This is a genomic window from Curtobacterium sp. PhB136 (assembly GCF_004346855.1).
Classification (GTDB): domain Bacteria; phylum Actinomycetota; class Actinomycetes; order Actinomycetales; family Microbacteriaceae; genus Curtobacterium.
The window spans coordinates 761,153-786,515 of record NZ_SMGH01000004.1 but is presented as its reverse complement, the minus strand read 5'-3'; the positions used below and the strand labels follow the sequence as shown (position 1 = coordinate 786,515).

Sequence of the window (25,363 nt, the reverse complement as noted above, 5' to 3'; positions counted from 1 at the left end):
CCGGGGTTACCGCCGCAGCTCGAACGTCGTGGTCCCGATCGTGATCGGCGTCCGCTCTGCGACGGTCACGGGGGCGGTCACCTTCTGACCGTTGACGAACGTGCCGTTCGTTGACTCGAGGTCGATGACGACCCATCCCGACTGCTGGAGTTCCAGACGGGCGTGGTGGGTCGACGTGTAGTCGTCACGGATGACGACGTTGCTCTCGCTGGAGCGGCCGACCGTGATCGGGCCGCGACCGAGTGGCATCTCCATGCCCTCGCGGGCGCCCTCGGTGATCACGAGACGGGTGGCGACGTCGCCGGAGGGCTGGTGCGCACCCGCGGACGGGCTCTGACTGATGATGTCGGTGAAGGCCCCGCCACCGCCTGCTGGTGCACCGGCTGCGGGGATCGTGGGGGTCGTCGGACCCGACGGCGCACCCTTCGGATCGGTGGGGATGGTGCGCACCCGCTGGCCGAACAGGTCGCTCCGGAGTGCGAACACGATCACGAAGACGAACAGCCACAGCACCGCGAGGAACGCGAAGCGCAGGACGAGCAGTGTCAGTCCTGTGGTCATCGCGCACCTCCGTCGTTCTCCGGGATCACCCGGAACACCATACGGGTACGACCGATCTCGATGGTGGAGTCCGGCTCCACGATCGCCTGCTGGAAGCGCTCACCGTTCAGCTTCGAGCCGTTCGTGGACCCCAGGTCGTTGGCCTGCGCGTGCTTGCCGTCCCACACGATCTCGACGTGCTTCCGGCTCGTCCCGGTGTCCGCGACGGTGATGTCGGCGTCCGTTCCACGCCCGATCACGGTGCGTCCGCGCTGCAGTCGGTGGCGCTGGGAACCGATGTCGAGCACGGCGACCCATGCGACGTCCCGCTGCACGGTGGTGGAGTCCACCTGCAGGATCCCGGTCGACAGGGTGCCGTCCTGCTGCAGGCGGATCGTGACCGGTCCGGAGAACGAGTAGTTCTGGGCGACGGCGTGCTGCTGCACCATCTGCGTGAGTTCGTCGATGAGGGGTCGACCGACGTCGTTCATGCGCGTGAAGTCCGGTGGCGCCAGGCGCACGGTGAACTCGTTCGGCACCAGGATGCGGTCGCGTGAGACCACGGCCGCCTTCGTGTCGAGTTCTCGTCGGAGCGTGCTCGAGATCTCGACCGGCTGCACGCCGGAGCGGAAGGTCTTCGCGAACGCACCGTTGACGGCGCGCTCCAGCCCCCGCTCGAAGCTGTCCAGTAGGCCCATGGGTCTCCCACGTTCTCGGTCGTTGACCTCTGCATGGTAGTAGGTGGCAGCTGAGGCAGTCTGTGCATGGTAGTGTTTTCGGGCTGGCGCGAGTGGCGGAATTGGTAGACGCGCACGGTTCAGGTCCGTGTGCTGGAAACGGCGTGGGGGTTCAAGTCCCCCCTCGCGCACCAGGCAGATGAGAAGGCCCCCGATCGAGAGATCGGGGGCCTTCGTCGTTTCCGGCGCGGTGTGGCTGGCGTGACGAACCGGCGGACGGGAGGCCCGTGTCGGCCTGGCACCGCGCCTCCAGTCCGCCTCGGATCGCCACATCCGCACCGGCCTACGGTGGCCGCATGAGCAGCAGCAAGCGCGTCGTCGTCATCGGCGGTACCGGACACATCGGCACGTTCCTGGTCCCGCGGCTCGTCCGCGCCGGACACGACGTCGTGAACATCAGCCGCGGATCCCGCCGGGCGTACGCCGACGCGCCCGAGTGGGAACGGGTCCGACAAGTCGTCGCCGACCGCGAGCAGGAGGACCGCGACGGCAGCTTCCCGGATCGTGTCGCGGCCCTGGACCCCGACGTCGTGGTCGATCTCGTCTGCTTCACGCTCGAGTCCGCGACGGCACTCGTCGAGCGGCTCCGCGGGAGCGACGTCCACCTGGTCCACTGCGGGTCGATCTGGCGTGCGGGACCGAGCGAGGTGCTGCCGATCACCGAGGACACCATGACGGCACCGCTCGGCACCTACGGCATCGAGAAGGACCGGATCGCCCGGATGCTCAAGCAGGAAACCAGCGATGGGGGTGTCGCCACGACGTCATTGCACCCCGGGCACATCAGCGGACCGGGGTGGGCGCCGATCGGTCCGGTCGGCAACCTCGACCCGTCGGTGTGGCGGACGCTGTCGGCCGGCGAGCCGCTCGCGATCCCGGGGCTCGGCGCCGAGACGATGGCGCACGTGCACGCCGACGACGTCGCGCAGGCGTTCCAACTCGCGGTCGAGCACCGGGATGCCGCAGCCGGCGAGGACTTCTCGGCGGTCGCCGCCGACGCACTGAACGTCCGCGGGTACGCGGCGCTCGCGGCGTCGTGGTTCGGGCAGGAGGCCCGGCTGGAGTCCGTGTCGTGGGACCGGTTCCGGGAGACCACCGACCAGGACGCGGCGCAGGCGAGCTGGGAGCACCTGTCCCGCAGCCAGGTGTTCAGCATCGAGAAGGCGCGCCGGCTGCTCGGGTACGAGCCCCGGCACACCGCCGGGGAGACCGTCGAGGAAGCCATCCGCTGGTTGGTCGAGCACGGCGAGCTCGAGGGCACGCGCCCGCTGAGCCTCTGACGGCGGTCAGGGGCGCGGGTGCTGCCGGCGACCGCTGCGGTCGGCGAAGGCATCGAGCGCGTCGATCACGTCGTCGTTGATCCAGATGCGGTTCCGTTGCTTCGAGTTGCCGAGTCGGAGCACCCCGAGGTCGACGAGCTGCGCGAGAGCGTTCAGCACCGCGGGACGGGTGGCGCCGATCCGCTCGATCGCGAGCCGCGAGTTGAGGACCGGATGTTCGATCGAGAACCGCGCGATCCGCCGGGCGGTGGCGTCGGCGCGGAGTCCCCGCATCGCGAAGTCCCACCGCGACTCGAGTTGGCGGAGATCGTCGGCGAGCACGGAGGCGTTCCGGAGTCCCGCGAGTGATGCCTCGGCCACCACGTCGACGACCTGGGACGCGTCCCCTCGTCGGTAGGCGTCGAGCGCCGCGAAGTAGGCTTCGAGATCGGTCAGGAGCCCGCTGCTGACCGGGACCGTCAGGTGCTGCAGCACGCGACCACGTCGGAGGATCGCCTGGACGAGCGCCCGCCCGGTCCTGCCGTTGCCGTCCGGGAACGGGTGGATGGTCTCGAACTGCGCGTGCGCGATCGCGGCCTGGACGAGGACGGGGACGTCGGTGCGGCGGATGAAGGACACCACGTCGTCCATGGCGTCCGGCACCCTGGCGTGGTGCGGTGGGACGAACTCCGCGGTGTGGGGGAGTCGCCCGCCGATCCAGACCTGCTCGTCGCGGTACCGGCCGACCATCGACGGCGCGGTGTCGGCGAGGAGCTCGTGGTGCATCGCGATGATCGTGTCGTTGCTGATGTCGTCGGACAGCGCGATCGCGGCTTCCACGGCGCGGACGTTCCGGACGATCTGCGGTGCGTTCCCCTGGACCCGTTCGTCGATCTCGGCTTCCGAGATCGCTCGGGCACCCGCGGTGAGGTGCTCGATCTCGGAACTGGACGCTGACTCGCTGCGGAGGAGCACCGCGGAGAACGGGGCCGGGAAGTGCGCGTACGCCGCGTCGAAGCGGGTGATCGCTCCGGAGGCATCGGTCGCCTCGGCGAGGGACCGTGCGCTGACGGAGAGGTCGAGACCGGCGATCGCGGGCGTGACAGCGGCTCGGTACGGCGTGCTCCGCGTCTCGCGCTGGCCACGGGAGAGCAGGTCCGGGTTGTCGAGTCGGGGCAGCGTGTGCGCTTCCCACTCGACCGCGGTCGTCCCCGCCATCCTGCACCATCCTCGTCCGTTGGTGAAGGTTAGCGCAGATCCTTTACTGAAGGCGCGCCGAGGTGAGGCCGACGGCGCCGGCGACGGTGGCGACGACGAGGTCCTCGCGTTCGGTACGTGAGCGGTAGTCGACGAGGGCGTAGCCGTTCGCCGCGTCGACGAGGGCGAACAGCAGCAGTGCGACGCGCTCCGGGTCGTCGGTGCGCATCGAGCCGTCCGCCACGCCGTCCGCCACGACCGAGTGCGCGAGCGCCTGCCAGTCGTCCATCACGGACCGTGCCGCGTCGGCGAGCTCCGGGTTGCCGCGGCCGATGCTCCAGGCGTCCGACCACACCGCGGCGACGTCGTCACGCTCCGGGTCGTTGATCGCGTGCAGCAGCGCGGCGAGCCGGGCGACGGGTGCCGGTTCGACGCCGACGACGGACGCCACCTCGGCGACCTCGGCCGTCGCGATCGACCGGAACGTGTCCGCGACGAGGGACTCCATCGACGGGCGGTAGTGCGCGACGAGCGACGGTGCGACCCCGACCGCCGCGGCGACCGCGCGGAGTGTGACCCCGGCGAGGCCGTCGACGCGGGCGAGGGTCACCGCCGCAGCGTCGATCTGCGTCAGGCGTTCCGCGGCGCTGAGACGACGACGGGGCGAGGGGGGCACGGTGTCAGCCTAGGCAGCGGGTCGTGGATCACGCAGCGGGTGCGGGTCACGCGGGCAGCGCGACGAACGCCGCCCAGACGTCCGCCCGGGTCGCGAAGAGCCCGAGGTCGCGGTCGAGCAGGCGGCCCGCGTGTTCGATGCGGGCGCGCGCGGTGTGTCGGTGGACGCCGAGGGCCTGCGCGGTGCGGTCGTACTCGCAGTTCTGCTCGAGCCACGTGCGGACGGTGCGGGTGAGGTCGGTCCCCGACGACGCGTCGTGGTCGGTGAGGGGTGCGAGGAAGGCGCGGGCGATCTCGGACGCGCCGGTGTGGGCGAGGTGTGCCAGGACACCGTCCCGGGCGAGGTCGCCGAACTCCACGATGCCCGCCCGCCCCTCGCGGCTGCGGTCGAGCGCCTGCACCGCCTCGGCCCGTGCGCGCGCGAACGACGTGAAGGTCGCGCCGTCGGACAGGCCGGCGTGCAGGCCGTACTGCTCGGTGAGGCGCTCCACCGGCGTGGTGTCGTTCGCACTCACGCAGAGGAACAGGGCGTCGTCGACGGCGAAGAAGAGCTGCCCGGGCGTCTCCTGGACCCAGAGTTCGAGCAGGTCCACCACGGAGTCGGTCCGGTCGTCGGCGACGTCGATCGCGGCGACCCGGATCGGTTCGGCCGGCAGCGGCCCCCAGAGTTCCCGGGACGTCGTCTCGACCACCTCGGAATCGCCGAACGAGAGCATCGTCAGGAGCCCGGTGCGGAGCAGTCCCCGCGCGCGGGCGAGCTCGCGGTTCTGCTGGAGCGCGAGGCCGGCGAGGGCGATGACGGCCGTCACCACCTCGCGCCCGGCCTGGTCGAGCGAGCCGGTGGCGATCGCCAGGACACCGTCCAGGTGGCCGCCGGCCCCGAGGGTCTGCAGCGTGAAGCCCCCGTGGGCGGTGCTCACCGGCAGGCTCGCCCGCTGCCCGCCGCGGAGCAGCCGCGCTCCCTCGGCCTGCAGCTGGTCGCGTTCGTCCGCCGGGATCCCGTCGGCCGGGAACTCGCGGTCCAGCCGACCCGAGACGTCGAGCAGGCCGACCCAGCAGTCGAGCTGCCGCGAGAGCTCGGCCAGGGTGGCACCGAGTCCGTCCGGCCGGAGCGCCGCGAGCGAGATGGCGCGCTGTGCGGCGAGGGCCCACCCGCTCCGGGCGTTCGCGTCCCGGGCCACCGTCTCGGCGTTCGCCTGCGCCACGGCGATGAAGGACGTCTCGTACGGGACCTCGAAGAGCGGGAGGCCGTGCGCGCGGCATGCGTCCACGAGCGCGTCCGGGGTGCCGGCCTGGACGACCTCGGTGCCGAAGCCCAGGGCGACGACGCCGTGGTCGGCGAGGCGTGCGACGTACGCGTCGATGCGCTCTTCCGACACCGCCGTGCCCGTGCCGAACTGGGTGCCGGTCGTCAGGAGTGCCTGACCGGCGGCGAGGAACGGCGTGGGGTCCGGCAGGTCGGAGCTGTGCAGCCACGAGATCGGCACGTCGGTCGGTCCGCCACCGAGGAGACGGAGCCGCAGGTCGCGTCGGGAGAGCAGGGAATCCAGCGTCGCGGGCATGCGGGGAGCTTATCCGCCGTGGCGAGCGGAGTACGGTCCGCTGTACACCGCGGACAGCACCTGCACCGACCCGAGGCTCCTACCATCGGCGCATGTCCTCCACCGCGCTCGCAACCACCACCACCACCGGCGGACCGGGTCTCCCACAGGAGCGCCGCCTGGTCACCGCGATCCCCGGCCCGCGCTCCCAGGAGCTGCTGGCCCGGAAGGCCGCCGCGGTGCCGAACGGCGTCGGCGTCGCCGTGCCGATCGCCGTCGCCGCAGCCGGTGGCGGGGTCGTCGTCGACGCGGACGGGAACTCGCTCATCGACCTCGGTTCCGGGATCGCCGTGACCTCCGTCGGGAACGCCCACCCCGGCGTCGTGGCAGCCGTCACCGCCCAGGTCGCCGCGTTCACCCACACGTGCTTCACCATCGCCGCCTACGACGGGTACGTCGACGTCGCCGAGGCCCTGAACCGCCTGACACCCGGTGACCACGAGAAGCGCACCGCCCTCTTCAACTCCGGTGCCGAGGCCGTCGAGAACGCGGTGAAGATCGCGCGGAGCCACACCGGGAAGCAGGCCGTCGTGGTGTTCGACCACGCGTACCACGGCCGCACGAACCTGACGCTGGCGCTCACCGCGAAGAACCAGCCGTACAAGAGCGGCTTCGGTCCGTTCGCCCCCGAGGTCTACCGCGTCCCGATGTCGTACCCGTACCGCGACGGACTCACCGGCGCAGAGGCCGCGAAGCGCGCGATCAGCCAGATCGAGAAGCAGGTCGGCGCGGAGAACACCGCGGCGATCCTGCTGGAGCCGATCCAGGGCGAGGGCGGCTTCGTCGTCCCCGCGGACGGCTTCCTGTCCGCCCTCGCCGGATGGGCCGAGGCGAACGACGTGGTGTTCATCGCCGACGAGGTGCAGACCGGGTTCGCCCGCACCGGCGCCATGTTCGCCAGCGACCACGAGGGGGTCGTCCCGGACATCGTGACGACCGCGAAGGGCATCGCCGGCGGGCTCCCGCTGTCCGCGGTGACCGGCCGCGCCGAGATCATGGACTCGCCCCAGGTCGGCGGCATCGGCGGCACCTACGGCGGCAACCCGATCGCGTGCGCCGCGGCGCTGGCCGCCATCGACGCGTTCGAGCACGACGGTCTCGTCGAGCGTGCGCAGGAGATCGAGGGCATCGTCCTCGGCGCGCTCCGAGCCGCACAGGAGCACGACCCGCGAATCGGCGACGTCCGCGGTCGCGGAGCGATGATCGCGATGGAGCTCGTCGATCCGGGGACCGGCGATCCGGACCCCGGGCTGACCGGCCGCGTCGTCCGCTACGCCGCCGAGCACGGCGTCATCGCGCTCACCGCCGGCACGTACGGCAACGTCGTCCGGTTCCTCCCGCCGCTCGCCATCGACGACGCACTGCTCGCCGAGGGCCTGGGAATCGTGCTCGAGGGGCTGGCAGCATCATGACGATGACCGAGACGACCAGCACCGAGCACGACCTCCTCGCCCGCGTCCCCGATGGGCTGTTCATCGACGGGGCGTGGGGCCCCGCGAGCGACGGCGGCACGTTCACGGTCCAGGACCCGTCCACCGGCGCGGTCATCGCGACCGTGGCGAGTGCCACCGCCGAGGACGGCCTCCGCGCACTCGACGCCGCGGACCGCGCCCGTGCGGCGTGGGCGGCCACCCCGCCCCGGAAGCGCGGGGAGCTCCTCCGAGCCGCCTTCGACCTGCTGCAGGAACGCCGCGACGACTTCGCGCTCCTGATGACCCTGGAGATGGGCAAGCCGCTCGCCGAGGCGAACGGCGAGGTCACCTACGGCGGCGAGTTCCTCCGCTGGTTCGCGGAGGAAGCGGTCCGCATCGGCGGGTCCTACGGCACCAACCCCGAGGGCACCGGCCGGACCATCGTCTCGCACAAGCCCGTCGGCCCCGCGTACCTGATCACCCCGTGGAACTTCCCGCTCGCGATGGCGACCCGGAAGATCGCACCGGCGCTGGCCGCCGGCTGCACCGTGGTCGTGAAGCCCGCCGAGCTCACCCCGCTGACCACGCTGCTCTTCGTGGACCTGCTCCGGGAGGTCGGCGTGCCCGACGGCGTCGTGAACGTCGTCCCGACGACGAACGCCGCGGCCGTCTCCGAGCCGGTGATCGCGGACCCGAGGCTCCGGAAGCTGTCCTTCACCGGCTCCACGCCCGTCGGCCGCACGCTCCTCGCCCAGGCGTCCGCGAACGTGCTCCGCACCAGCATGGAACTCGGCGGCAACGCCCCCTTCCTGGTCTTCGCCGACGCCGACCTCGACGAGGCCGTGGCCGGGGCGCTCGCCGCGAAGTTCCGGAACACCGGGCAGGCGTGCACCGCCGCGAACCGGTTCCTCGTGCACGAGGACGTCGCCGAGGCGTTCGCCGACCGGCTCGTGGCGGAGGTCGAGGCGATGACCGTGGGGCGGGGCACCGAGGAGGGCGTGGCCATCGGCCCGCTCATCGACGACCGCGCCGTGGCGAAGGCCGACCGGCTCGTCACCGACGCGGTCGCCCGTGGTGCCACCGTCCGCACCGGTGGACACGCGGTCGAGGGCCCGGGCACGTTCTACGCGCCGACGGTCGTCACCGACGTGCAGCCGGGCAGCGACATCCTCACCGACGAGATCTTCGGCCCGGTCCTGGCGATCAGCACGTTCACCACCGACGACGAGGCGATCACCCGCGCGAACGACACCGAGTACGGTCTGGTCGCGTACGCGTTCACGGAGGACCCCGCTCGCGGGCAGCGCCTGATGGAGCGCCTGGAGACCGGCATGCTCGGCCTCAACACCGGCGTCGTCTCGAACGCCTCCGCCCCGTTCGGCGGTGTGAAGCAGTCCGGGATGGGCCGCGAGGGCGGCGCCGAGGGCATCTCCGAGTACCTGGAGACCATGTACACGCTCACCCCGGACCCGTTCCGGCAGCGCACCACGACAGGAGACGCACGATGATCGAGGGAGACGTCGTCATCATCGGCGCCGGCGTCACCGGCCTGACCGCCGCGACCCGCCTGGTCGCCGAGGGCAAGACCGTCGCCGTGCTCGAGGCCCGTGACCGCGTCGGCGGCCGCACCTGGACGAACGACATCGAGGGCGTGACGCTCGAGATCGGCGGACAGTGGGTGTCGCCCGATCAGACGGCACTGCTCGAGACCCTCGACGAACTCGGCCTCGAGACGTACGACCGCTACCGCGAGGGGTCCAGCGTCTACATCGACGCCGACGGCACCCGGACCGAGTACACCGGCGACATCTTCCCGCTGCCCGAGGCGACGGCGAACGAGATCGAGCGCCTGGTGTCCGTCGTCGACGAGTACGTCGCCCGGGTGGACCCCGCAGCGCCGTGGGAGTCGCCCGACGCGAAGCTCCTCGACGAGACGAGTTTCCGCGACTGGCTGCACGCCCTGAGCCCGGACCGCGTCGCGACCGACAACGTCGAGCTGTTCATCGCCGGTGCGATGCTCACCAAACCCGCGCACGCCTTCTCGGCACTGCAGGCGCTGCTCATGGCCGCCTCGGCCGGCAGCTTCACGAACCTGGTCGACGCCGACTTCATCCTCGACAAGCGTGTCGTCGGCGGGATGCAGCAGGTCTCGCTCCGTCTCGCCGAGCGGCTCGGCGACGACGTGCACCTGAACGCTCCCGTCCGGACGCTCCGGTGGACGGACGAGGGCGTCGTCGCGATCGCCGACGGCGGCATCGAGGTGCACGCCCGGCAGGCGCTCGTCGCGGTCCCGCCGCCCCTCTACACGCGGATCTCCTACGACCCGCCGCTGCCCCGACGCCAGCACCAGCTCCACCAGCACCTGTCGATGGGCTTCGTGATCAAGGTGCACGCCGTCTACGACCGGCCGTTCTGGCGGGACGCCGGGCTCTCGGGCACCGCGTTCAGCCCGTACGAGCTCGTGCACGAGGCGTACGACAACACCTCGCACGGCAAGGAGCAGGGCACGCTGGTCGGGTTCATCTCGGACGAGCACGCCGACGCGGTCTTCGCGCTGAGCGCCGAGGAGCGGAAGGCGCGGGTCCTGCAGTCGCTGGTGCACTACTACGGTCCGGAGGCCGCGGACCCCGTCGTGTACTACGAGAGCGACTGGGGCACGGAGGAGTGGACCCGGGGCGCGTACGCGGCGAGCTTCGACCTCGGCGGTCTGGCACGCTACGGGGCCGACCAGCGTGCGGCCGTCGGTCCGATCCGCTTCGCGTCGAGCGACCTGGCCGGTGCCGGCTACCAGCACGTCGACGGTGCGGTCCGGATCGGCCGTGAGGTCGCTTCGGAGATCCTGGCCGCCCTGCCGCAGCCCGCGACGCTCTAGTCGCCACCAGATCCGGACGGGAGGCTCGGTGCCAGCTGGCACCGAGCCTCCCGTCGATCAGACGAGCCGGCCCGCAGCCGACCTGGCGGCCGCCGCCCACGGACGTGTCGCGTCGGCCTGCGCGCTCGCCATCGCGCCGTCGTAGAGCAGGCACAGCTGCAGCGCCGTGCCCGTCGGGTCGTCGTGCCCCGCCTCGGTCAGGAGGCCCTCGAAGAGCTGGCGTACCCAGTCCCGGTGCGCCAGCGTCACCTCGTGCGTGGGGTGACCCTCGCCGTACTCGGCCTCGGCGTTGATGAACGGGCACCCGTGGTACCCCGGCAGGACGAACCACTCGCCGAGCATGTCGAACACCGCGAGCAGGCGATCACGGGCGGTCTCGCCGCGTGACGGCAGCTCTGCCGCAACGTGCTCCTGCCACGCCGTGCTGCGCCCCGTGAGGTAGCCGACGACGAGGTCGTCCTTCGTCCGGAAGTGCGTGTACAGGCTCGCCTTGGAGATGTCCGCCGCCGCGGCGATCTGGTCGACGCCCACCGCGTGGATGCCCTGTTCGTAGAACAGCCGGTCGGCGGTGGCGACCGCACGCTCGTACGCGGGGCGGCGACGGGTGCGGGGTGCGGTCTGCTCGGGCATGGTTTGACAATACCAAACAGATCGGTACAGTTACCAGCACCAAACCGAACCGATCTGTTCAGACAGGACATCCACCATGACCAAGACCGCTCTCATCACCGGCGCCACGAGTGGCATCGGCCGCGCGACCGCCGAGCTCCTCGCCGCCCGAGGACTCCACGTCGTCGTCTCCGGCCGCAACGCCGAACGCGGCGACGCCGTCGTCCAGGGGATCCGTGCCGCCGGTGGTTCGGCCGACTTCGTGGCAGCCGACCTCCGCGACGAGGCGAGCGCGAAGGAGCTCGCCGCACGCGCATCGGAGCTCGGCGGCGGCCACGTCGACGTCCTCGTGAACAGTGCCGGGATCTTCCCGTTCGGTCCCACCGCATCGACCACGACGGAGGGCTTCGACGACGTGTTCGACGTGAACGTCAAGGCGCCGTACTTCCTGGTCGCGGCCCTCGCGCCGGCCATGGCGGAGCGCGGTGACGGTTCGATCGTCAACGTGACGACGATGGTCGCCGAGTTCGGTGCCGCCGGCATGGGCATCTACGGCGCGAGCAAGGCGGCGCTCGTGCTGCTGACGAAGTCCTGGGCTGCCGAGTTCGGACCCGCGGGCGTGCGCGTCAACGCCGTGAGCCCCGGCCCGACCCGGACCGAGGGCACCGCCGCGATGGGGGAGAGCCTCGACGCGCTCGCCGCAGCAGGTCCCGCCGGCCGTCCGGGGACGGCGACCGAGGTGGCCGAGGCGATCGTGTTCCTCGCCACGGACGCGGCGTCCTTCGTGCACGGCGCGGTCCTGCCGGTCGACGGCGGGCGCATCGCGGTCTGACGCTGTGCGCGCCTCCACGCCGGTCCGCGTACGGTGCGCGGCATGAGTGACACCACGCCGAACGGATCCAGCGACCCCACCGAGGAGCAGGAGCAGCGCACGGCCGACCTGCCGGACGGCTCGCCGTCCGGGCACGCCACCGAGGACCCGCACGAGGACAGCGACCACGACTCCGGCGGCGAGCCGGCCGACCCGCAGTAGTCCTCGTCCGTCGGCGGTCAGCCGATGCGGATGAGCTTCTTGTTGACGAACTCGTCGGCGCCCAGCGGTCCGAGCTCGCGCCCGAAACCGCTTGCCTTGACCCCACCGAAGGGCAGTTCGGGGCTGTCCGCGCCGACGAGGTTCACGTAGACCATGCCCGCTTCGATGCGGTCCGCGACCCGGAGCGCCTGGTCGGCATCGGTCGTGAACAGGTACGACCCGAGGCCGTACGGGGTGTCGTTCGCGAGCCGGATCGCGTCGTCCTCGTCGGCGACGCGGTAGACGGCCGCCACGGGGCCGAAGAACTCCTCGCGGTACGCGTCGTTGTCGGGGGAGACGTCCGTCAGCACCGTCGGCGTGAAGGCGTTGCCGGATCGCTCTCCACCGGTCACGACCGTGGCGCCCTGCTCCTTCGCGGCCGTCAGCTGCTCCTCGAGTCGGTCGGCCGCGGCCGGTGACGACAGCGGACCGAGTTCCGCTCCCGGCGTCGTCGGGTCCGTCGGCGCCACCGCTGCCATCGCCTCGGTGAACTTCGACAGGAACCCGTCGTACAGGTGGTCCGCGACGAGGAAGCGCTTCGCGGCGTTGCAGACCTGGCCGTTGCCCTCGAGGCGGGTCGCGACGGCGGACTCGACGACGGCGTCGAGGTCGTCGGTCGAGAGCAGGATGAACGGGTCGGACCCGCCGAGCTCCAGCACCACCTTGGTGAGGTTGCGCCCGGCGATCTCGGCGACCGCGGCGCCGGCGCGGGCAGAACCGGTGAGCGAGACGCCCTGGACACGCGGATCGGCGATGACGTCGGCGATCTGGTCGTTCGTGGCGAACACGTTCGTGTACGCGCCCTCGGGGAAGCCCGCGTCGGCGAAGATCCGCTCGATCGCCAGCGCCGATTCCGGGCACTGCGGTGCGTGCTTCAGCAGGACGGTGTTGCCGATGACCAGGTTCGGGCCGGCGAACCGGGCGATCTGGTAGGCCGGGAAGTTCCACGGCATGATGCCGAGCACCACACCGATGGAGTCCTTGCGGATGAAGGCGCTGCCGTCGGAGCCGGGAGCCAGCGTGATGGGCTCGTCCGCCAGGAAGCCCGCCGCGTGGTCGGCGTAGTAGTCGTAGATGTCGGCGCAGAAGTCGATCTCACCGACGGCCTGGTCGATCGGCTTCGCCATCTCGCGGACGATCGTCGCTGCGAGCTCGTCACGTCGTTCCCGGTAGAGCTCGGCGACGCGGTGCAGCAGCGCGGCGCGCTCGGCCACGGTGCTGGTGCGCTCCCGGTGCGCGCGGTCGGCGGTGTCGATCGAGGCCCGCAGTTCGTCGTCGGTGATCGTCGGGAACGTGGCGAGCGTGGTCCCCGTCGTCGGGTCGGTGACGGCGTAGACGGTGTCGGTGCTCGTGTCGGTCATCGGGGCTCCTGTGCCTGTTCGTCGGTCAGCTGCTTGTTCACGCCGGTCACCGGCTGGTTCTCGTCGAAGCCCTTCGGCTGGACCCGGAAGCCCTTCGTGATCACCAGCAGGTACACGAAGCCGATCGCGGCCCAGACGCCACCGGCGATGAGGGCGTCGGCGTGCAGCTGTGACCAGAGAACACCGGTGAGCAGCATCGCGACACCGGGCAGCACGATGTAGGCGAAGCGGTCCCGGGCCGTGTGCCGTCGTCCCTGCCGGTACGCGAAGTGCACGATGACCGTCGCGTTCACGAACGTGAACGCGATGAGGGCGCCGAAGTTGATGTACGACGAGATGGTGTCGAGGGAGAAGGTCATCGCGAGCAGCGTGACCGCGCCGACGATGATCACGTTCGGGATGGGCGTCCGGGTGCGGGGGCTGACGTAGCCGAACACCCGCTTCGGCAGCACGTTGTTCCGGCCCATCACGAGGAGCATGCGGGCGACGCTCGCGTGCGAGGCGAGACCGGAGGCCAGTGCCGCGACGAACCCGGCAGCCACGAGGACGGCCTGGAACACCGGGCCGCCGACGATCCGGCCGATCTGGGGGAGCGGGTCGTCGGTGAACTCGCCGAACGGGGCATTCGTCGGGAAGCGGAGCTGCGCGAAGTACGCGGACACCAGGAAGATCAGGCCGCCGATGAGCACGGTCATCAGGATCGCCTTCGGCATGATCCGGATCGACTTCGCCTCTTCCGTGTACATCGTCACCGCGTCGAAGCCGATGAACGAGAAGCACACGACGGTGGCACCGGTGAGGAGCGCCGACATCGTCACCCCGTCGTGCACGAACGGCTCCGTGCTGGCGATCGTCCCCGCCCCGGCACCGTGGACGAGCTCGATCACGGTGAACACCACGAACGCGATCATCGCGAGGATCGCCCCGATGAGCAGCACCATGTTGAGGTTCGACGTGCCGCGCATCGACAGGCAGATCACCGTCGTCACGAAGACCGTGTAGACCACGACCGTCACCCAGGCCGGCAACGCGGGGAAGACCTGCTCGAGGTACAGCCGGATGATGAGCGCGTTGACCATCGGCAGCAGGAGGTAGTCCAGCAGCGACGCCCAGCCGACCATGAAGCCGGCGTTCGGGTGGATGGACTCCCGGACGTACGTGTACGCGGAGCCGGCGGCCGGGTAGACGCGGACCATCTTCCCGTAGCTCACCGCCGTCAGGAGCATGATCACCAGCGCGATCAGGTACGCGCTCGGGACCGCGCCGTTCGTCTCGCCGGACACGATCCCGAAGGTGTCGAACACCACGGTCGGGGTCATGTAGCCGAGACCGAGGCCGACGATCGCCCAGAGACCGAGGCTCCGCTTCAGGGAGCCGCCGCGGGCGGGTGCCGTGGGTGCGGCGACCGCGATGGGTGATGCCATGGGAGTTCCCTCCTCGGCGCGAACGGGTGTCGCGGGGCCGGGGTCCGTGCGTCGTCGCGTGGACCGGTTGCAGAACCCTACCGACGGGCGAGCGTCGGGCGGAGTGGACGCGGTGTACTTCTGCGGCGGGCCAGGTGTACACCGCGTCAGGTGTCATCGGAGGGTTGTCACTGGAGGATTCAGTTCGCGGCGGCCCTGAGCGTGGCGAGCCCTTCGACGAACGAGTGCTCGAAACGCGTCAGATCTGACGAGCGCACGCCGTTCGCCGCAGCGACGTCGCGCCAACGGTCCAGCGCGCCGACGATGACGGTGAGCTCCGCTCTCGCCTGTGTTGGGGAGAGTCGGCACAACTCGGCGAACGCGATCAGCCCCTCGGCCTGGCTCCGCCCGTGATCCGTCCCGACGATCGTCGTCTGACGAGCAGCCGTGTCGGGATTCGGGTTCAGATCGAAGGCAGGGCTGAGCGCCCACCCGCCGCGATCGCGGAGGAACCCGTGGTTCCGGAGGTGGTCGTCGGTGTTGTTGAGGCCGACGCTGACGGCCGCCCTGCGGAACAGTTCGCGAGCGTCGCTGCTCGGCCGGCTGCTCATCTCGGGTAGCCGCTCGACGATGTCTCCGTAGTCCGAGGTCTGCCCATCCCGTTGCTCGAGCACGGTCATCGCGCTCAGGTAACCGATCCGACGACGCTTCGCGCGGTCGAAGCGCTCGAGCAGCAGGAGGTGGCGTCCGTCGACGCGAGAGAGGTGATGCGGCGCCACCGTGACGCCCGCGGCGCTGGCGAGGTCGAGGGCCGTGGCTTCCCATGCCATGACGTCCCAGGCGTCCGCGTGGTGCGGGAACTTCGCGATGAGCGCCCGACCGTCATCGCCGAGCACGGACGCCTTGGGACGTGCCCCTCCGAGCGACCCGGTCCCGGCGTCCAGCAAGGCCTTCACCGCCATGTAGTCCTCGGTGTCGCCGCTGGCAACGTCCGCGGCACGGAGCAGCTCGGGGAGGTGCACCAGCTTCGGAACGTCATGACCGGGGTCGAGGAACGCGCCGCCCGCCTCTGTGCGGAAGCGCAGCGCTCCCTGACGTGTGGCGTCACTGACGCGCAGGAGGTAGTCGACGTCATCAAGCGTCCGCGATGCTCGCGATTCCAGTCCAGCCCGCGCACGCTCCTGCTTCTGGATGAGATTGCGCCCCCAGCGATCCGGCGCCGAATCGCTGAAGGCGCCAGGGAGTCCGGGCGTGTACTGCGTGCCGGACGTGAGGCGGAACGCCGGGTCGACTGCGTACGACGTCGGCCGGGCGAGGTAGTCGGTCTCGTACTGGAAGGTCGTCCCCTGCAGCCGACCGCGGCTCCGCTGGAACTGCGCTCGTCCGACGAACACCGTGGTGTCGTCGAGTTCGATGTGCACTTCGACCTCGTCGCGACCCGTCATCGGATCCGCTTCCGGAGGAGCATGTCCGCCCTCGCCCTGCCGAGATCGGTGCGCAGCGGATCCAGCGCCTCGGTGAGGGTGTCGAGGATGCCGAGCGCGCGGGCGACACGGAGCACGATGTGGAAGCCGACGCTCGGATCACCGTGCTCGAGCTTCCGGAGGGTGTCTCGGGTGATGTCGGCGCGGTCCGCGACCTGCTCGGCCGTGAGTCCGAGGATCCTGCGCCAGCCTGCGAAGTCCGCGCCGATGTCCCGAGCGGACCGCGCGACCGCTGTGGGCAGTGCTCGCCCGGTGCTGCTCCTCGGTTCGTCCATGACGACCACAATACGCACTAACGGCATTAAAGACGAGTACCATCGTCATTGTTGGTCAAGAGGACTGGGGCTGCTGCTGGGTGATGCAGTGCAGGCCGCCCCCGCGTGCGAAGACCTCGCGGGCGTCGACCGACCGGATCTCACGGCCCGGGTACACGTCCGCCAGGATGCCCCGTGCGCGGTCGTTGGCCGCTGCCTCGGCGTCGCCGAAGGCGCACGCGATGACGGCGCCGTTCACCACGACGTGGTTGACGTAGTTCCAGTCCACCGGGCCGTCGTCGTCGGTCAGCGTCGCCGGCGCCGGGATCTCGACGACGGTCGCGTCGGTGGCGTCCTCGATGGCCCGCCGGACCTGCGGCATGACGACGTGGTCGGGGTGCGCGGCGTCCGGCTGCGCGTGCAGCAGGACGGTCGCCTCGTCCGTGAACGTCGCGATCATGTCCACGTGCCCGCGGGTCCCGAGGCCGTCGTAGTCCCGCGTGAGCCCCCGGGGGAGCCAGATCACGTCCGTCGCCCCGATCGTCCGGGCGAGCTCCTCCTCGACGCGGGCGCGGTCGGCATAGGGGTTCCGCCGCGGGTCGAGCTGCACGGTCTCCGTGACCATCACCCGTCCCCCGCCGTCGACGTGGATCGCCCCGCCCTCGTTCACCAGGAGCGACGGGATCCGCTCGACACCGGCGGCCCGTGCGACCGTCGCGGCGATCTCCGCGTCCCGGGTCCACGTCGCCCAGGCGTTGGCGCCCCAGCCGTTGAAGACCCAGTCGACGGCGCCGGTCGCTCCGGTCTCGTCGTCCACGACGAAGGTCGGTCCGATGTCGCGCATCCAGAAGTCGTCGAGCGGGGCTTCGAGCACCTCGACGGCGCTCGAGAGCAGCCGCGCAGCGTCCGCACGGGCGACCGGGTCCACCACGATGGTGACCGGCTGGTACTCGCTGATCGTGTTCGCGGTCGCGGCCCATGCCTCGCGTGCCGCCTCGGCGCTCGCCGCGTCGTCACCGAGCGTGTGTCCGGGACGGGGGAACGCCATCCAGGTGCGTTCCTGCGGAGCAGTCTCCGCCGGCATCCGCCAGCTCACGACCGCACCGCCGTCGCCGTGTGGTCGGCGGTCGTCGCGGTGGCGGTCCCGTCCGTGGTCGGCTGATCCGGTCGGGAGGCCAGGGTCGCCTCGACCGCGCCGTACCCGTCGCGGACGGGGTCGACCGCACCCACCAGTCCGTCGTACAGGTCGGGTCGCCTCGTCAGGTAGAAGGGGAAGAGCCGCAGCCACTCCGTCCGGGCGTCGAGGTCGAGGTCGGCGACCAGGACCACGCTCGCGTCGCGAGGGGCCTCGGCGAGGACCCGACCGAACGGGTCGGAGATGAACGACGAGCCGTAGAAGGTGATGTCGCCCTCGTCGCCCCACCGGTTCGGGACGACCATGAACTGGCCGGCCGTGATCCCGTTCGCCACGATGACGTGCCGCCAGATCGAGGCGGTGTCGAAGTCCGGGAACGTCGGTTCGGAGCCGATCGCCGTGGGGTAGGCGAGGACTTCGGACCCGGCGAGGCCGTAGGAGCGTGCGACCTCGGGGAACCACTCGTCCCAGCACGTCGGCAGTCCGACACGGGCACCGAGACCGGTCGGCTCGTACACCGGGAACGCGTCGTCGTCGGCGCCCGGGCGGAAGTATGTGTCCTCGTAGTACCCGGCGCTGATCGGGATGTGGGTCTTCCGGGTCCGGCCGACGAGCGTGCCGTCCGGGGCGACGAGGATCGCCGTGTTGTACCCGCGGGGGTCGTCGGGCTGGTCGTCGTCCGCCGGGCGTTCGTAGAGCGAGGCGTGCACGAACAGGCCGTGCTGCCGCGCCTGGTCCCGGGCGAAGGTCATGGTGGGTCCGTCCGCGAGGTCCTCGGCGAGGTCCTTCGGCACGCCGCTCGCGGGGGTGTCGCCCGGGTACCGGAGCAGCGTCAGCTCGGGCAGGAACACCGCGCGGGCGCCGTTCGCCGCCGCTGCCGCGATGCCCTCCGCGAGCTGTCGGCGGTGCGCCTCGGGATCCTCGAGCCAGCGCATCTGCACCAGGGCGACACGGGTCGACCGGCGTGGTGCGCCGGTTTCCTCGTGGAGTGGGGAAGCGACCGGGGGAGCGATGACGACGTCCATGGCGCCATTGTTGACCACGCGATCAACTACCGCAAGGGGTCACCGTGGTCGAACGCTGCGAGGGCATCGGCCAGCATCCGGTGCCCCTGGTCCTCGAACCGCTCGTCGCCGACCGCGTACGCCCACACCGCGGTGCCGACGGCTTCGCGGAGCTGGAGCCAGCGCCAGGCCTCCGGGTCACGTGGGTCGTCACCGTAGCCGTCGAAGAAGGCCCGTTCGAGCGCCGGCTCGTGCTGCCAGTGCAGGACGGCGAGCCGTGTCAGGTCGAGGGCTCTCGGGCGCAGGGCGAAGCGCCCGAAGTCGATCATCCGCAGGCGGCCGTCGTCGACGATCCAGTTCCGGGGATGCCAGTCGCCGTGCGTCGGTACGAGGGTGACCGGGCCGGCGTCGAACGACTCCAGGTGGGCTCGCGCCCGCGCGGCGATGTCGTCCGGGATCCGGTGCTCCGACGCCAGCGCGTCCAGGGCCTTGCGGGACTCGCGGACCAGGAAGTCGGCGGACGGGGCCGCGTGCTGGTCGTGGAACCGGCGGAGGAGCGCGCCGGCCTGGCGGTGCACCTCCGGTGACGTCTCGTCGGGGCTCCCGAGGGCGAGGTGGCCGGGGACCCGGTCCAGCACGAGGACGCGGCGTTCCTCGTCGGCTGCCACGAGTGCCGCGGTGTCGCCGGTGCGCACGAAGGGGGCGGTCCACCGGCGGTGCGCGAGGAGCTCCCTCGGGAAGTGGGTGTTCTCCGGGCCGGCGGCCTTCACCGTGTACTCACCCGCTGTTCCCGCGACGTGCAGGACGACCGTGTCGAGGAGCCCCCACGAGTCGTTCGCCAGCACCCGTGCCCCTGGCACCGAGGCGCGGACGACCTCGACCTGCTCGTCGCTGAGACCTGTGCTCCCCCACCGCATCCCGAAAACCTACTCGCCTGCCCAACCGCGCCGATTGACGGGCCCCTGGTGTGCCGTATCGTTTCCCGCAAGAGCGTCGGGCTTGGACCGACGTGCATACCCCGGGAACCCCTCGCGCTGCGAGGGGTTCCTTGTTTCTGCGAGGCGCCCCGCATCGAAGCCGGAAGTGTCCGAAGGGCGCAGCCGTCACCCGGGCGTCCAGGTCGCACCGACCGGGGCGGCGTTGCCTGGTCGGCGTCAGATCTCAGGAGGACACATGAGCAAGACCTGGTTCATCACCGGCGCATCGAAGGGCTTCGGCCGCGAGTGGGCGGAGGCCGCCCTGGAACGCGGGGACTCCGTCGCCGGCACCGCCCGGAACACCGACGACGTGCAGGCCCTCGTCGAGCAGTACCCGGACACGTTCCTCGGACTCCAGCTCGACGTCACGGACCGTGCCGCCGACTTCGCCGCGGTGCAGCGGGCAGCCGAGCACTTCGGCTCGCTCGACGTCGTCGTCAACAACGCCGGCTACGGCCACTTCGGCATGATCGAGGAGCTCAGCGAGGACGAGGTCCGCGGCCAGCTCGAGACGAACCTGTTCGGTGCGCTCTGGGTCACCCAGGCGGCGCTGCCGATCATGCGTGCCCAGGGCTCCGGGCACGTCATCCAGGTGTCGAGCATCGGCGGGATCAGTGCGTTCCCGACGGTCGGCGCCTACCACGCGTCGAAGTGGGCGCTCGAGGGCTTCTCGCAGTCGCTCTCTCAGGAGGTCGCCGGCTTCGGCATCTCGGTGACGCTGGTCGAGCCCGGCGGGTTCTCGACCGACTGGTCCGGCCCGTCGTCGAAGAAGAGCGAGGAGAACCCCGCCTACGCGGCGGTGCGAGAGGCCGCGTCGAAGCGTCCGTCGGCGGCGGACCCCGGCAAGCCCGAGGCCACCCGCTCCGCGATCCTCAAGGTCGTCGACGCCGAGCAGCCCCCGCTCCGGGTGTTCTTCGGCAAGGCTCCGCTCGGCATCGCCGAGAAGGACTACGAGTCGCGTCTGGCGACGTGGCGCGAGTGGCAGCCGGTGTCCGAGGAGGCGCACGGCGCCTGACGCGGGCCGTCAGGCGATGATGTTGACCGCGCGCGAGATGACCAGCGCCATCAGGATGAACCCGCCGACCGACTGGTAGGCCATGATCATCTTCGCGCGGACGGTCATCGGCATCGTGTCGGTCGGGCTGAACGCCACCATGTTGGTGAGCCCGACGTAGAGGTAGTCGAGGTACACCGGACGCCACGACGCCGTGCGCTCGTCGGTCTCCTGGGGGAACTGGAAGTCCGCCTCGTCGGACTTCCAGAGCCCGGGACGCCGCCGGGCCACGGGGCCGCCGCGGTCGAGCTCCCAGTAGACGAGCCCGAAGGCGATGATGCTGCTGACCCACACCTGCAGCGCGGTCAGGAGCACGGCGCCGCCGTCCGCGTGCCCGTTGAGGAGCACCATCACGGTGCGGATCACGGTGAGCTGGTTCGCGACGGTGAGCATGATCGCGAGGCCGAACGAGAGCCACCGTGACCAGGTCGTCTCGCGCGACAACCGCCGCGGGTTGAACACGATCAACGGCATGAGCAGCAGGACGCCGAGCAGCGGGACGACCCACGACGGGAAGAACAGCACCTGGCTCGGCAGGAACAGGGCGAGCGCGAGGTTGACCAGGATCGCGGCGGCCACCGGGAAGCGGTGTTCGTGCTGGTGTCTGACCTTCGTCGGGCTCACGCGCCGAGTGTAGATGCCAGTTCCGCCGGCGTGACCTGCCTGCCGAGGATCCGCGACGCCGCACGGAGCCCCGAGTTCAGCGCCCCGTGCACCGTCGCGGGGTCGTCGCCCCACGTGGCCTCGCCAGCGAGCTGCACGCGTCCGGACGGTGTCCCGAGCAGGTCGTGGTCGTCGGTCGACGCGCCGACGTGCAGGTACGAGTACGAGCCGCGTGCGAAGGGGTCGGCGGCCCAGCGGGTGATGCGGAACGCCGTCGGGTCGGGGACGGCATCGCCGAACATGCGGCGGAGCGCGGTGACGCCCTCGGCCACGATCTCGTCGTCCGTCAGGGTCTCGATCCGCCGTGCGCCGGCACCGCCGAGCAGCGCAGCGAGCACGGGCTCCCCGGTCACCCGGGACATGTCGTACCAGGAGTGCCAGTCGACCCCGGCGGGCCCCTGCTGCCGGATCACCCACGTGTCCCAGAACTGCTCGGGGAACCGCAGGAACACCTTGTCGTAGACGCCCATGCCGAGTCGGTCGAGCGCTCCGGCGGCCGGACCGGCCAACGGCGGGTCGAACACGACGTCGCCGGCCCTGAGCACGCCGAGCGGCACGGTCACGACGACCTCGGCGGCGCAGAACTCCGAACCGTCGGTCGTGGTCACCTTGACCCGCTCGTCGTTCTGGTGGACCACGGCGACGACGGCGTCGGTGCGCACGTCGAGGCCGTCGGCGAGTGCGGCGGCGTACTGCCCGTACCCGCCGGGGAAGACGACCTCGTCGCCGGGGACGTGCTCCTCCTCGAGCCCGTGGGCGTCGAGGTCGGTGACGGGGGCGCCGCAGAGGTCCTCGGACCGGTGGGCCATGTACTCCTGCACGCGCAGGGCGCGCGCGCCGGACCAGCCGAGCGACGCCAGCACGGTCGCGACGGCCTCGGCGTACGTGGTCCCCGGGGCGGCGTCCGCCACGATGGACTCCAGCAGCCCGTCGACGGTGTGCAGATCGGCCACGAACGCACCCGGGTCGGCCACCGGCGCTCCGGACGGGTCGTGCCAGGCGATCGGCCGCCCGTCGAACTGGAAGCTGCCGACGGTGAACTCGACGGTGTCGATCCCGAACGCGGACGCCAGGGACCACAGCGGGTTGCCGTCGATGCCGTGGATCCACGAGGCGCCGAGGTCGACGGGCACGCCGAGCGCGGAGTCCGTCCAGGTGCGACCACCGATGCGGTCCCGGGCCTCGAGCACGACGACGTCGCGGCCGGCGAGGGCCAGGGCGCGCGCGGCGGCCAGCCCGGCGACGCCGGCTCCGACGACGATCACGTCGACGCCCATCAGCACAGCCCGCCCATCAGCACAGCCCACCCATCAGTGACCTCCGGTCAGCGGCGCCATCAGCCGGGCGGCGAGACTCGCACGCCCGGTCAGCCGTTCCTCGCGGTCGGCGAGGTCGGTGGCGACGAGTCCGGCGTTCGCCCCGAGGAACCGCAGCGGCTCCGGCTCCCAGTCGGGGGAGCGGTGCCCCACCCACGGCAGCGCGGTCAGCGGCGTCGAGACACCCCGCACGAGGTCGGCGAGCGTCCGTCCGGCCAGGTTCGTCGTCGAGAGGCCGTCCCCGACGTACCCGCCGGCCGAGCCGACGGATCCGTCCCAGGTCACCGAGGCGCACCAGTCGCGCGGCACCCCGAGCGGCCCGCCCCAGGTGTGCGTGATCGGAGCGTCCGCCACCACCGGGAAGAGCTCGACGAGCGACCGGCGCAGGTGCTGGAAGACCCGGGGGACCCGGTCGTACCCGGGGGTGATCGAGGAGCCCCAGTGGTACCGTGCGCCCCGCCCGCCGAACGCGAGCCGGTCGTCGGCGGTCCGCTGCCCGTAGACGAGCAGGTGCCGGTAGTCGGAGAAGGTCTGTCCGTGTTCGAGGCCGATGCGCTCCCACGCGGACGCCGGCAGCGGCGCGGTCGCGATCATCAGCGAGTACAGCGGCAGGATCCGCCGCTTCGTCTGCTCCAGCGACGCGCCGTACCCCTCGGTGGCGACGACGACCGCGCCGGCCGAGACGGTCCCGCGGGTGGTGACCACACGCCCTGGTGCCCACGACACGGCGGGCGTGTGCTCCGCGATCACGACGCCACGGGCCTCCAGGGCGGCTGCGAGCCCACGGACCAATGCGGCCGGCTGCACCCGCGCGCAGTCCGGGGTCCACGCCACACCGAGGGTGTCCGTCGCGTCACCGCGACGGCCGTCCCGGTAGGTCATGTCGTCGCCCCAGTCGGACGACGACGCGACCTCCGCGCGGGCCGCGCGGTCCTGGACCTCGGAACGTGCGTAGAGGACGGTGCCGCCCTTGACGTAGTCGCAGTCGATGTCGGCCTCGGCCGCTGCGCGACCGACCTCGTCGACGGTGTCGCGCATGGCCGCGCGCATGGCGAGCGCGGCCTCGCGGCCGTCGTGCTGCGCGATGGACTCCGCGGACCGCGGGAAGAGCGCCGAGCACCAGCCGCCGTTCCGTCCGGAGGCGCCGAACCCGGCGATCTCGCGTTCGACGACGACGATCTGGAGGCTCGGATCACCCTGGTGCAGGTACCACGCGGTCCAGAGACCGGTGAGTCCGCCGCCGATGATGCAGACGTCCGCCGAGCGGTCGCCGTCGAGGGGCGGCCGGGGCGTCAGGTCGTCGCGGCCGGATGCCACGAGCTGGTCCAGCCAGAACGAGACGCCCCGGTAGCCCGTCACGATCAGATCTTCGAGGACGCCTCGGACAGCACGCTCCGCAGGATCGAGGTGATCTCGCGGAACTCGGGCTGCCCGATGGTGAGCGGCGGTGCGAGCTGCACGACGGGGTCGCCGCGGTCGTCGGCGCGGCAGTACAGCCCCGCGTCGAAGAGCGCCTTGGACAGGAACCCGCGGAGCAGACGCTCGGACTCGTCGTCGTCGAACGTCGTCTTCGTGGCCTTGTCCTTCACGAGCTCGATGCCGTAGAAGTACCCGGCACCGCGGACGTCACCGACGATCGGCAGGTCGAGCAGGGTGTCCAGCTCGGCCTTGAAGAGCGGGGCGTTCTGCTGCACGTTCGCGAGCAGGCCCTCTTCCTCGAAGATGTCGAGGTTCTCCATCGCGACCGCTGCGGAGACCGGGTGCCCGCCGAACGTGTACCCGTGGTAGAAGGTCGTGTCGCCCTTCGAGAACGGCTCGAACAGCTTGTCGCTGATGATCGTGGCGCCGATCGGGGAGTACCCGGAGGTCATCGCCTTGGCGCAGGTGATCATGTCCGGCACGAAGTCGTAGGTGTCGCAGGCGAACATCGTGCCGATGCGACCGAACGCGCAGATGACCTCGTCGGAGACCAGGAGCACGTCGTACTCGTCGCAGATCTCGCGGACCCGCTGGAAGTACCCGGGCGGCGGGGTGAAGCAGCCGCCGGAGTTCTGGACCGGCTCGAGGAACACGGCGGCGACGGTGTCGGGGCCCTCGAACTCGATCATCTCGCGGATGCGCTCGGCGGCCCAGTAGCCGAACTCCTCTTCGCTCTGCCCGGCGAAGCCCATCTCGTCGGCGCGGTAGTAGTTCGTGTTCGGCACACGGAGGCCACCGGGCGTCAGCGGCTCGAACATCTGCTTCATCGCGGGGATGCCGGTGATCGCGAGCGCTCCCTGCGGGGTGCCGTGGTACGCCACCGCACGCGAGATCACCTTGTGCTTCATCGGCTTGCCGCGGAGCTTCCAGTAGTACTTCGCGAGTTTGAAGGCGGTCTCGACCGCCTCACCACCACCGGTGGAGAAGAACACCTTGTTGAGGTCGCCGGGCGCCAGGTCGGCCAGGCGGTCGGCGAGCTCGATCGCGGCGGGGTGCGCGTAGGACCAGATCGGGAAGAAGCTCAGCGTCTCGGCCTGCTTCGCCGCCATCTCGGCCAGGCGCTTCCGGCCGTGCCCGGCGGCGACGACGAACAGGCCGGAGAGCCCGTCGATGTAGCCCTTGCCGTGGCTGTCGTAGACGTGGTGGCCCTCGCCGCGCACCATGATCGGCACGTCGGCACCGGCCTGGTTCGCACCGTGCCGGGCGAAGTGCATCCACAGGTGGTCGCGGGACTTCTGCTGCAGGGCTGCGTCGTCCAC

Annotated in this window: 24 protein-coding genes and 1 tRNA gene; 8 read left to right on the top strand and 17 right to left on the bottom strand. The window is 71.1% G+C overall.

The window, feature by feature from the left end; genetic code table 11:
• Nucleotides 1-6: 6 nt before the first annotated feature.
• Nucleotides 7-561, bottom strand: coding sequence for an FHA domain-containing protein (locus EDF27_RS03765; RefSeq protein WP_132047377.1), 555 nt, complete (start codon nt 559-561; stop codon nt 7-9).
• Nucleotides 558-1,238 carry a DUF3662 and FHA domain-containing protein gene (locus tag EDF27_RS03760; protein WP_123655038.1) on the bottom strand — a complete coding sequence of 227 codons (681 nt, stop codon included), beginning with the start codon at nt 1,236-1,238 and terminating at the stop codon, nt 558-560. Before EDF27_RS03760 ends, EDF27_RS03765 begins: the two co-directional genes overlap by 4 nt.
• Before the next feature lie 86 nt (nt 1,239-1,324).
• On the opposite strand from EDF27_RS03760, the gene EDF27_RS03755 reads away from it, so the two are divergent.
• Together EDF27_RS03755 and EDF27_RS03750 are read left to right on the top strand one after the other, a co-directional pair.
• Nucleotides 1,325-1,411, top strand: a tRNA-Leu gene (locus EDF27_RS03755).
• 162 nt (nt 1,412-1,573) lie between these two features.
• Nucleotides 1,574-2,557, top strand: a complete 984-nt coding sequence (locus EDF27_RS03750) for an NAD(P)-dependent oxidoreductase (protein ID WP_132047375.1) — start codon at nt 1,574-1,576, stop codon at nt 2,555-2,557.
• Nucleotides 2,558-2,563: 6 nt separating this feature from the next.
• On the opposite strand, the gene EDF27_RS20195 is transcribed toward EDF27_RS03750, so the two are convergent.
• The 3 genes from EDF27_RS20195 to EDF27_RS03735 are packed head-to-tail and all read right to left on the bottom strand — an operon-like array spanning nt 2,564 to nt 5,970.
• Nucleotides 2,564-3,754 carry a Fic family protein gene (locus EDF27_RS20195; protein ID WP_132047373.1) on the bottom strand — a complete coding sequence of 397 codons (1,191 nt, stop codon included), beginning with the start codon at nt 3,752-3,754 and terminating at the stop codon, nt 2,564-2,566.
• A gap of 43 nt (nt 3,755-3,797) precedes the next feature.
• On the bottom strand, nt 3,798-4,409 hold the full coding sequence (locus EDF27_RS03740; RefSeq protein ID WP_132047371.1) for a TetR family transcriptional regulator C-terminal domain-containing protein: 612 nt from the start codon (nt 4,407-4,409) through the stop codon (nt 3,798-3,800).
• Between the two features lie 46 nt (nt 4,410-4,455).
• Nucleotides 4,456-5,970 (bottom strand): PucR family transcriptional regulator, encoded by a 1,515-nt coding sequence (locus EDF27_RS03735; RefSeq protein WP_132047369.1) that lies wholly within the window; start codon nt 5,968-5,970, stop codon nt 4,456-4,458.
• A gap of 92 nt (nt 5,971-6,062) precedes the next feature.
• Between EDF27_RS03735 and gabT the strand changes: the two genes are divergently transcribed.
• The 3 genes from gabT to EDF27_RS03720 are packed head-to-tail and all read left to right on the top strand — an operon-like array spanning nt 6,063 to nt 10,293.
• Nucleotides 6,063-7,421 carry a 4-aminobutyrate--2-oxoglutarate transaminase gene (gene gabT / locus EDF27_RS03730; protein WP_132047367.1) on the top strand — a complete coding sequence of 453 codons (1,359 nt, stop codon included), beginning with the start codon at nt 6,063-6,065 and terminating at the stop codon, nt 7,419-7,421.
• Nucleotides 7,422-7,423: 2 nt separating this feature from the next.
• The gene (locus EDF27_RS03725; protein WP_207909556.1) at nt 7,424-8,929 is read left to right on the top strand and encodes an NAD-dependent succinate-semialdehyde dehydrogenase; all 1,506 of its coding nucleotides are present in this window, start codon (nt 7,424-7,426) and stop codon (nt 8,927-8,929) included.
• Nucleotides 8,926-10,293, top strand: a complete 1,368-nt coding sequence (locus tag EDF27_RS03720) for an NAD(P)/FAD-dependent oxidoreductase (RefSeq protein ID WP_132047364.1) — start codon at nt 8,926-8,928, stop codon at nt 10,291-10,293. The genes EDF27_RS03725 and EDF27_RS03720 overlap by 4 nt, the downstream gene beginning before the upstream one ends.
• Before the next feature lie 57 nt (nt 10,294-10,350).
• Here EDF27_RS03720 and EDF27_RS03715 read toward each other — a convergent pair whose 3' ends face one another.
• Nucleotides 10,351-10,923 (bottom strand): TetR/AcrR family transcriptional regulator, encoded by a 573-nt coding sequence (locus EDF27_RS03715; protein WP_123655046.1) that lies wholly within the window; start codon nt 10,921-10,923, stop codon nt 10,351-10,353.
• Between the two features lie 76 nt (nt 10,924-10,999).
• Between EDF27_RS03715 and EDF27_RS03710 the strand changes: the two genes are divergently transcribed.
• Both EDF27_RS03710 and EDF27_RS19565 read left to right on the top strand, forming a co-directional pair.
• Nucleotides 11,000-11,734: an SDR family oxidoreductase gene (locus EDF27_RS03710; protein ID WP_132047362.1), complete on the top strand. Its 735-nt coding sequence runs from the start codon at nt 11,000-11,002 to the stop codon at nt 11,732-11,734.
• Between the two features lie 42 nt (nt 11,735-11,776).
• Entirely contained in the window at nt 11,777-11,935 is a 159-nt protein-coding gene (locus EDF27_RS19565; RefSeq protein ID WP_165931350.1) for a hypothetical protein, read from the top strand.
• Between the two features lie 17 nt (nt 11,936-11,952).
• On the opposite strand, the gene EDF27_RS03705 is transcribed toward EDF27_RS19565, so the two are convergent.
• The 7 genes from EDF27_RS03705 to EDF27_RS03675 form a co-directional block, all read right to left on the bottom strand.
• Nucleotides 11,953-13,335 carry an NAD-dependent succinate-semialdehyde dehydrogenase gene (locus EDF27_RS03705; protein ID WP_132047360.1) on the bottom strand — a complete coding sequence of 461 codons (1,383 nt, stop codon included), beginning with the start codon at nt 13,333-13,335 and terminating at the stop codon, nt 11,953-11,955.
• Nucleotides 13,332-14,759: an APC family permease gene (locus EDF27_RS03700; RefSeq protein WP_123655049.1), complete on the bottom strand. Its 1,428-nt coding sequence runs from the start codon at nt 14,757-14,759 to the stop codon at nt 13,332-13,334. The genes EDF27_RS03705 and EDF27_RS03700 overlap by 4 nt, the downstream gene beginning before the upstream one ends.
• A gap of 179 nt (nt 14,760-14,938) precedes the next feature.
• The gene (locus EDF27_RS03695) at nt 14,939-16,183 is read right to left on the bottom strand and encodes a type II toxin-antitoxin system HipA family toxin (protein ID WP_132047358.1); all 1,245 of its coding nucleotides are present in this window, start codon (nt 16,181-16,183) and stop codon (nt 14,939-14,941) included.
• The gene (locus EDF27_RS03690) at nt 16,180-16,497 is read right to left on the bottom strand and encodes a helix-turn-helix domain-containing protein (protein WP_123655051.1); all 318 of its coding nucleotides are present in this window, start codon (nt 16,495-16,497) and stop codon (nt 16,180-16,182) included. Before EDF27_RS03690 ends, EDF27_RS03695 begins: the two co-directional genes overlap by 4 nt.
• A 55-nt stretch (nt 16,498-16,552) precedes the next feature.
• The gene (locus tag EDF27_RS03685; protein WP_132047356.1) at nt 16,553-17,572 is read right to left on the bottom strand and encodes an agmatine deiminase family protein; all 1,020 of its coding nucleotides are present in this window, start codon (nt 17,570-17,572) and stop codon (nt 16,553-16,555) included.
• Nucleotides 17,569-18,636, bottom strand: a complete 1,068-nt coding sequence (locus EDF27_RS03680; RefSeq protein ID WP_132047354.1) for a nitrilase-related carbon-nitrogen hydrolase — start codon at nt 18,634-18,636, stop codon at nt 17,569-17,571. The genes EDF27_RS03685 and EDF27_RS03680 overlap by 4 nt, the downstream gene beginning before the upstream one ends.
• A gap of 26 nt (nt 18,637-18,662) precedes the next feature.
• The gene (locus tag EDF27_RS03675; protein WP_132047352.1) at nt 18,663-19,532 is read right to left on the bottom strand and encodes an aminoglycoside phosphotransferase family protein; all 870 of its coding nucleotides are present in this window, start codon (nt 19,530-19,532) and stop codon (nt 18,663-18,665) included.
• Nucleotides 19,533-19,788: 256 nt separating this feature from the next.
• On the opposite strand from EDF27_RS03675, the gene EDF27_RS03670 reads away from it, so the two are divergent.
• Nucleotides 19,789-20,607, top strand: coding sequence for an SDR family oxidoreductase (locus EDF27_RS03670; protein ID WP_132047350.1), 819 nt, complete (start codon nt 19,789-19,791; stop codon nt 20,605-20,607).
• A 9-nt stretch (nt 20,608-20,616) separates the two neighbouring features.
• Here EDF27_RS03670 and EDF27_RS03665 read toward each other — a convergent pair whose 3' ends face one another.
• Genes EDF27_RS03665 through EDF27_RS03650 form a run of 4 tightly spaced genes read right to left on the bottom strand, consistent with a single transcriptional unit; the run spans nt 20,617 to nt 25,318 of the window.
• On the bottom strand, nt 20,617-21,270 hold the full coding sequence (locus EDF27_RS03665) for a hypothetical protein (protein ID WP_243698186.1): 654 nt from the start codon (nt 21,268-21,270) through the stop codon (nt 20,617-20,619).
• Nucleotides 21,267-22,586 (bottom strand): NAD(P)/FAD-dependent oxidoreductase, encoded by a 1,320-nt coding sequence (locus EDF27_RS03660; RefSeq protein ID WP_132047348.1) that lies wholly within the window; start codon nt 22,584-22,586, stop codon nt 21,267-21,269. Before EDF27_RS03660 ends, EDF27_RS03665 begins: the two co-directional genes overlap by 4 nt.
• A 33-nt stretch (nt 22,587-22,619) precedes the next feature.
• Nucleotides 22,620-23,984, bottom strand: coding sequence for an FAD-dependent oxidoreductase (locus EDF27_RS03655; protein ID WP_132047346.1), 1,365 nt, complete (start codon nt 23,982-23,984; stop codon nt 22,620-22,622).
• Between the two features lie 2 nt (nt 23,985-23,986).
• Nucleotides 23,987-25,318, bottom strand: a complete 1,332-nt coding sequence (locus EDF27_RS03650; protein ID WP_243698221.1) for an aspartate aminotransferase family protein — start codon at nt 25,316-25,318, stop codon at nt 23,987-23,989.
• Between the last annotated feature and the right edge of the window lie 45 nt (nt 25,319-25,363).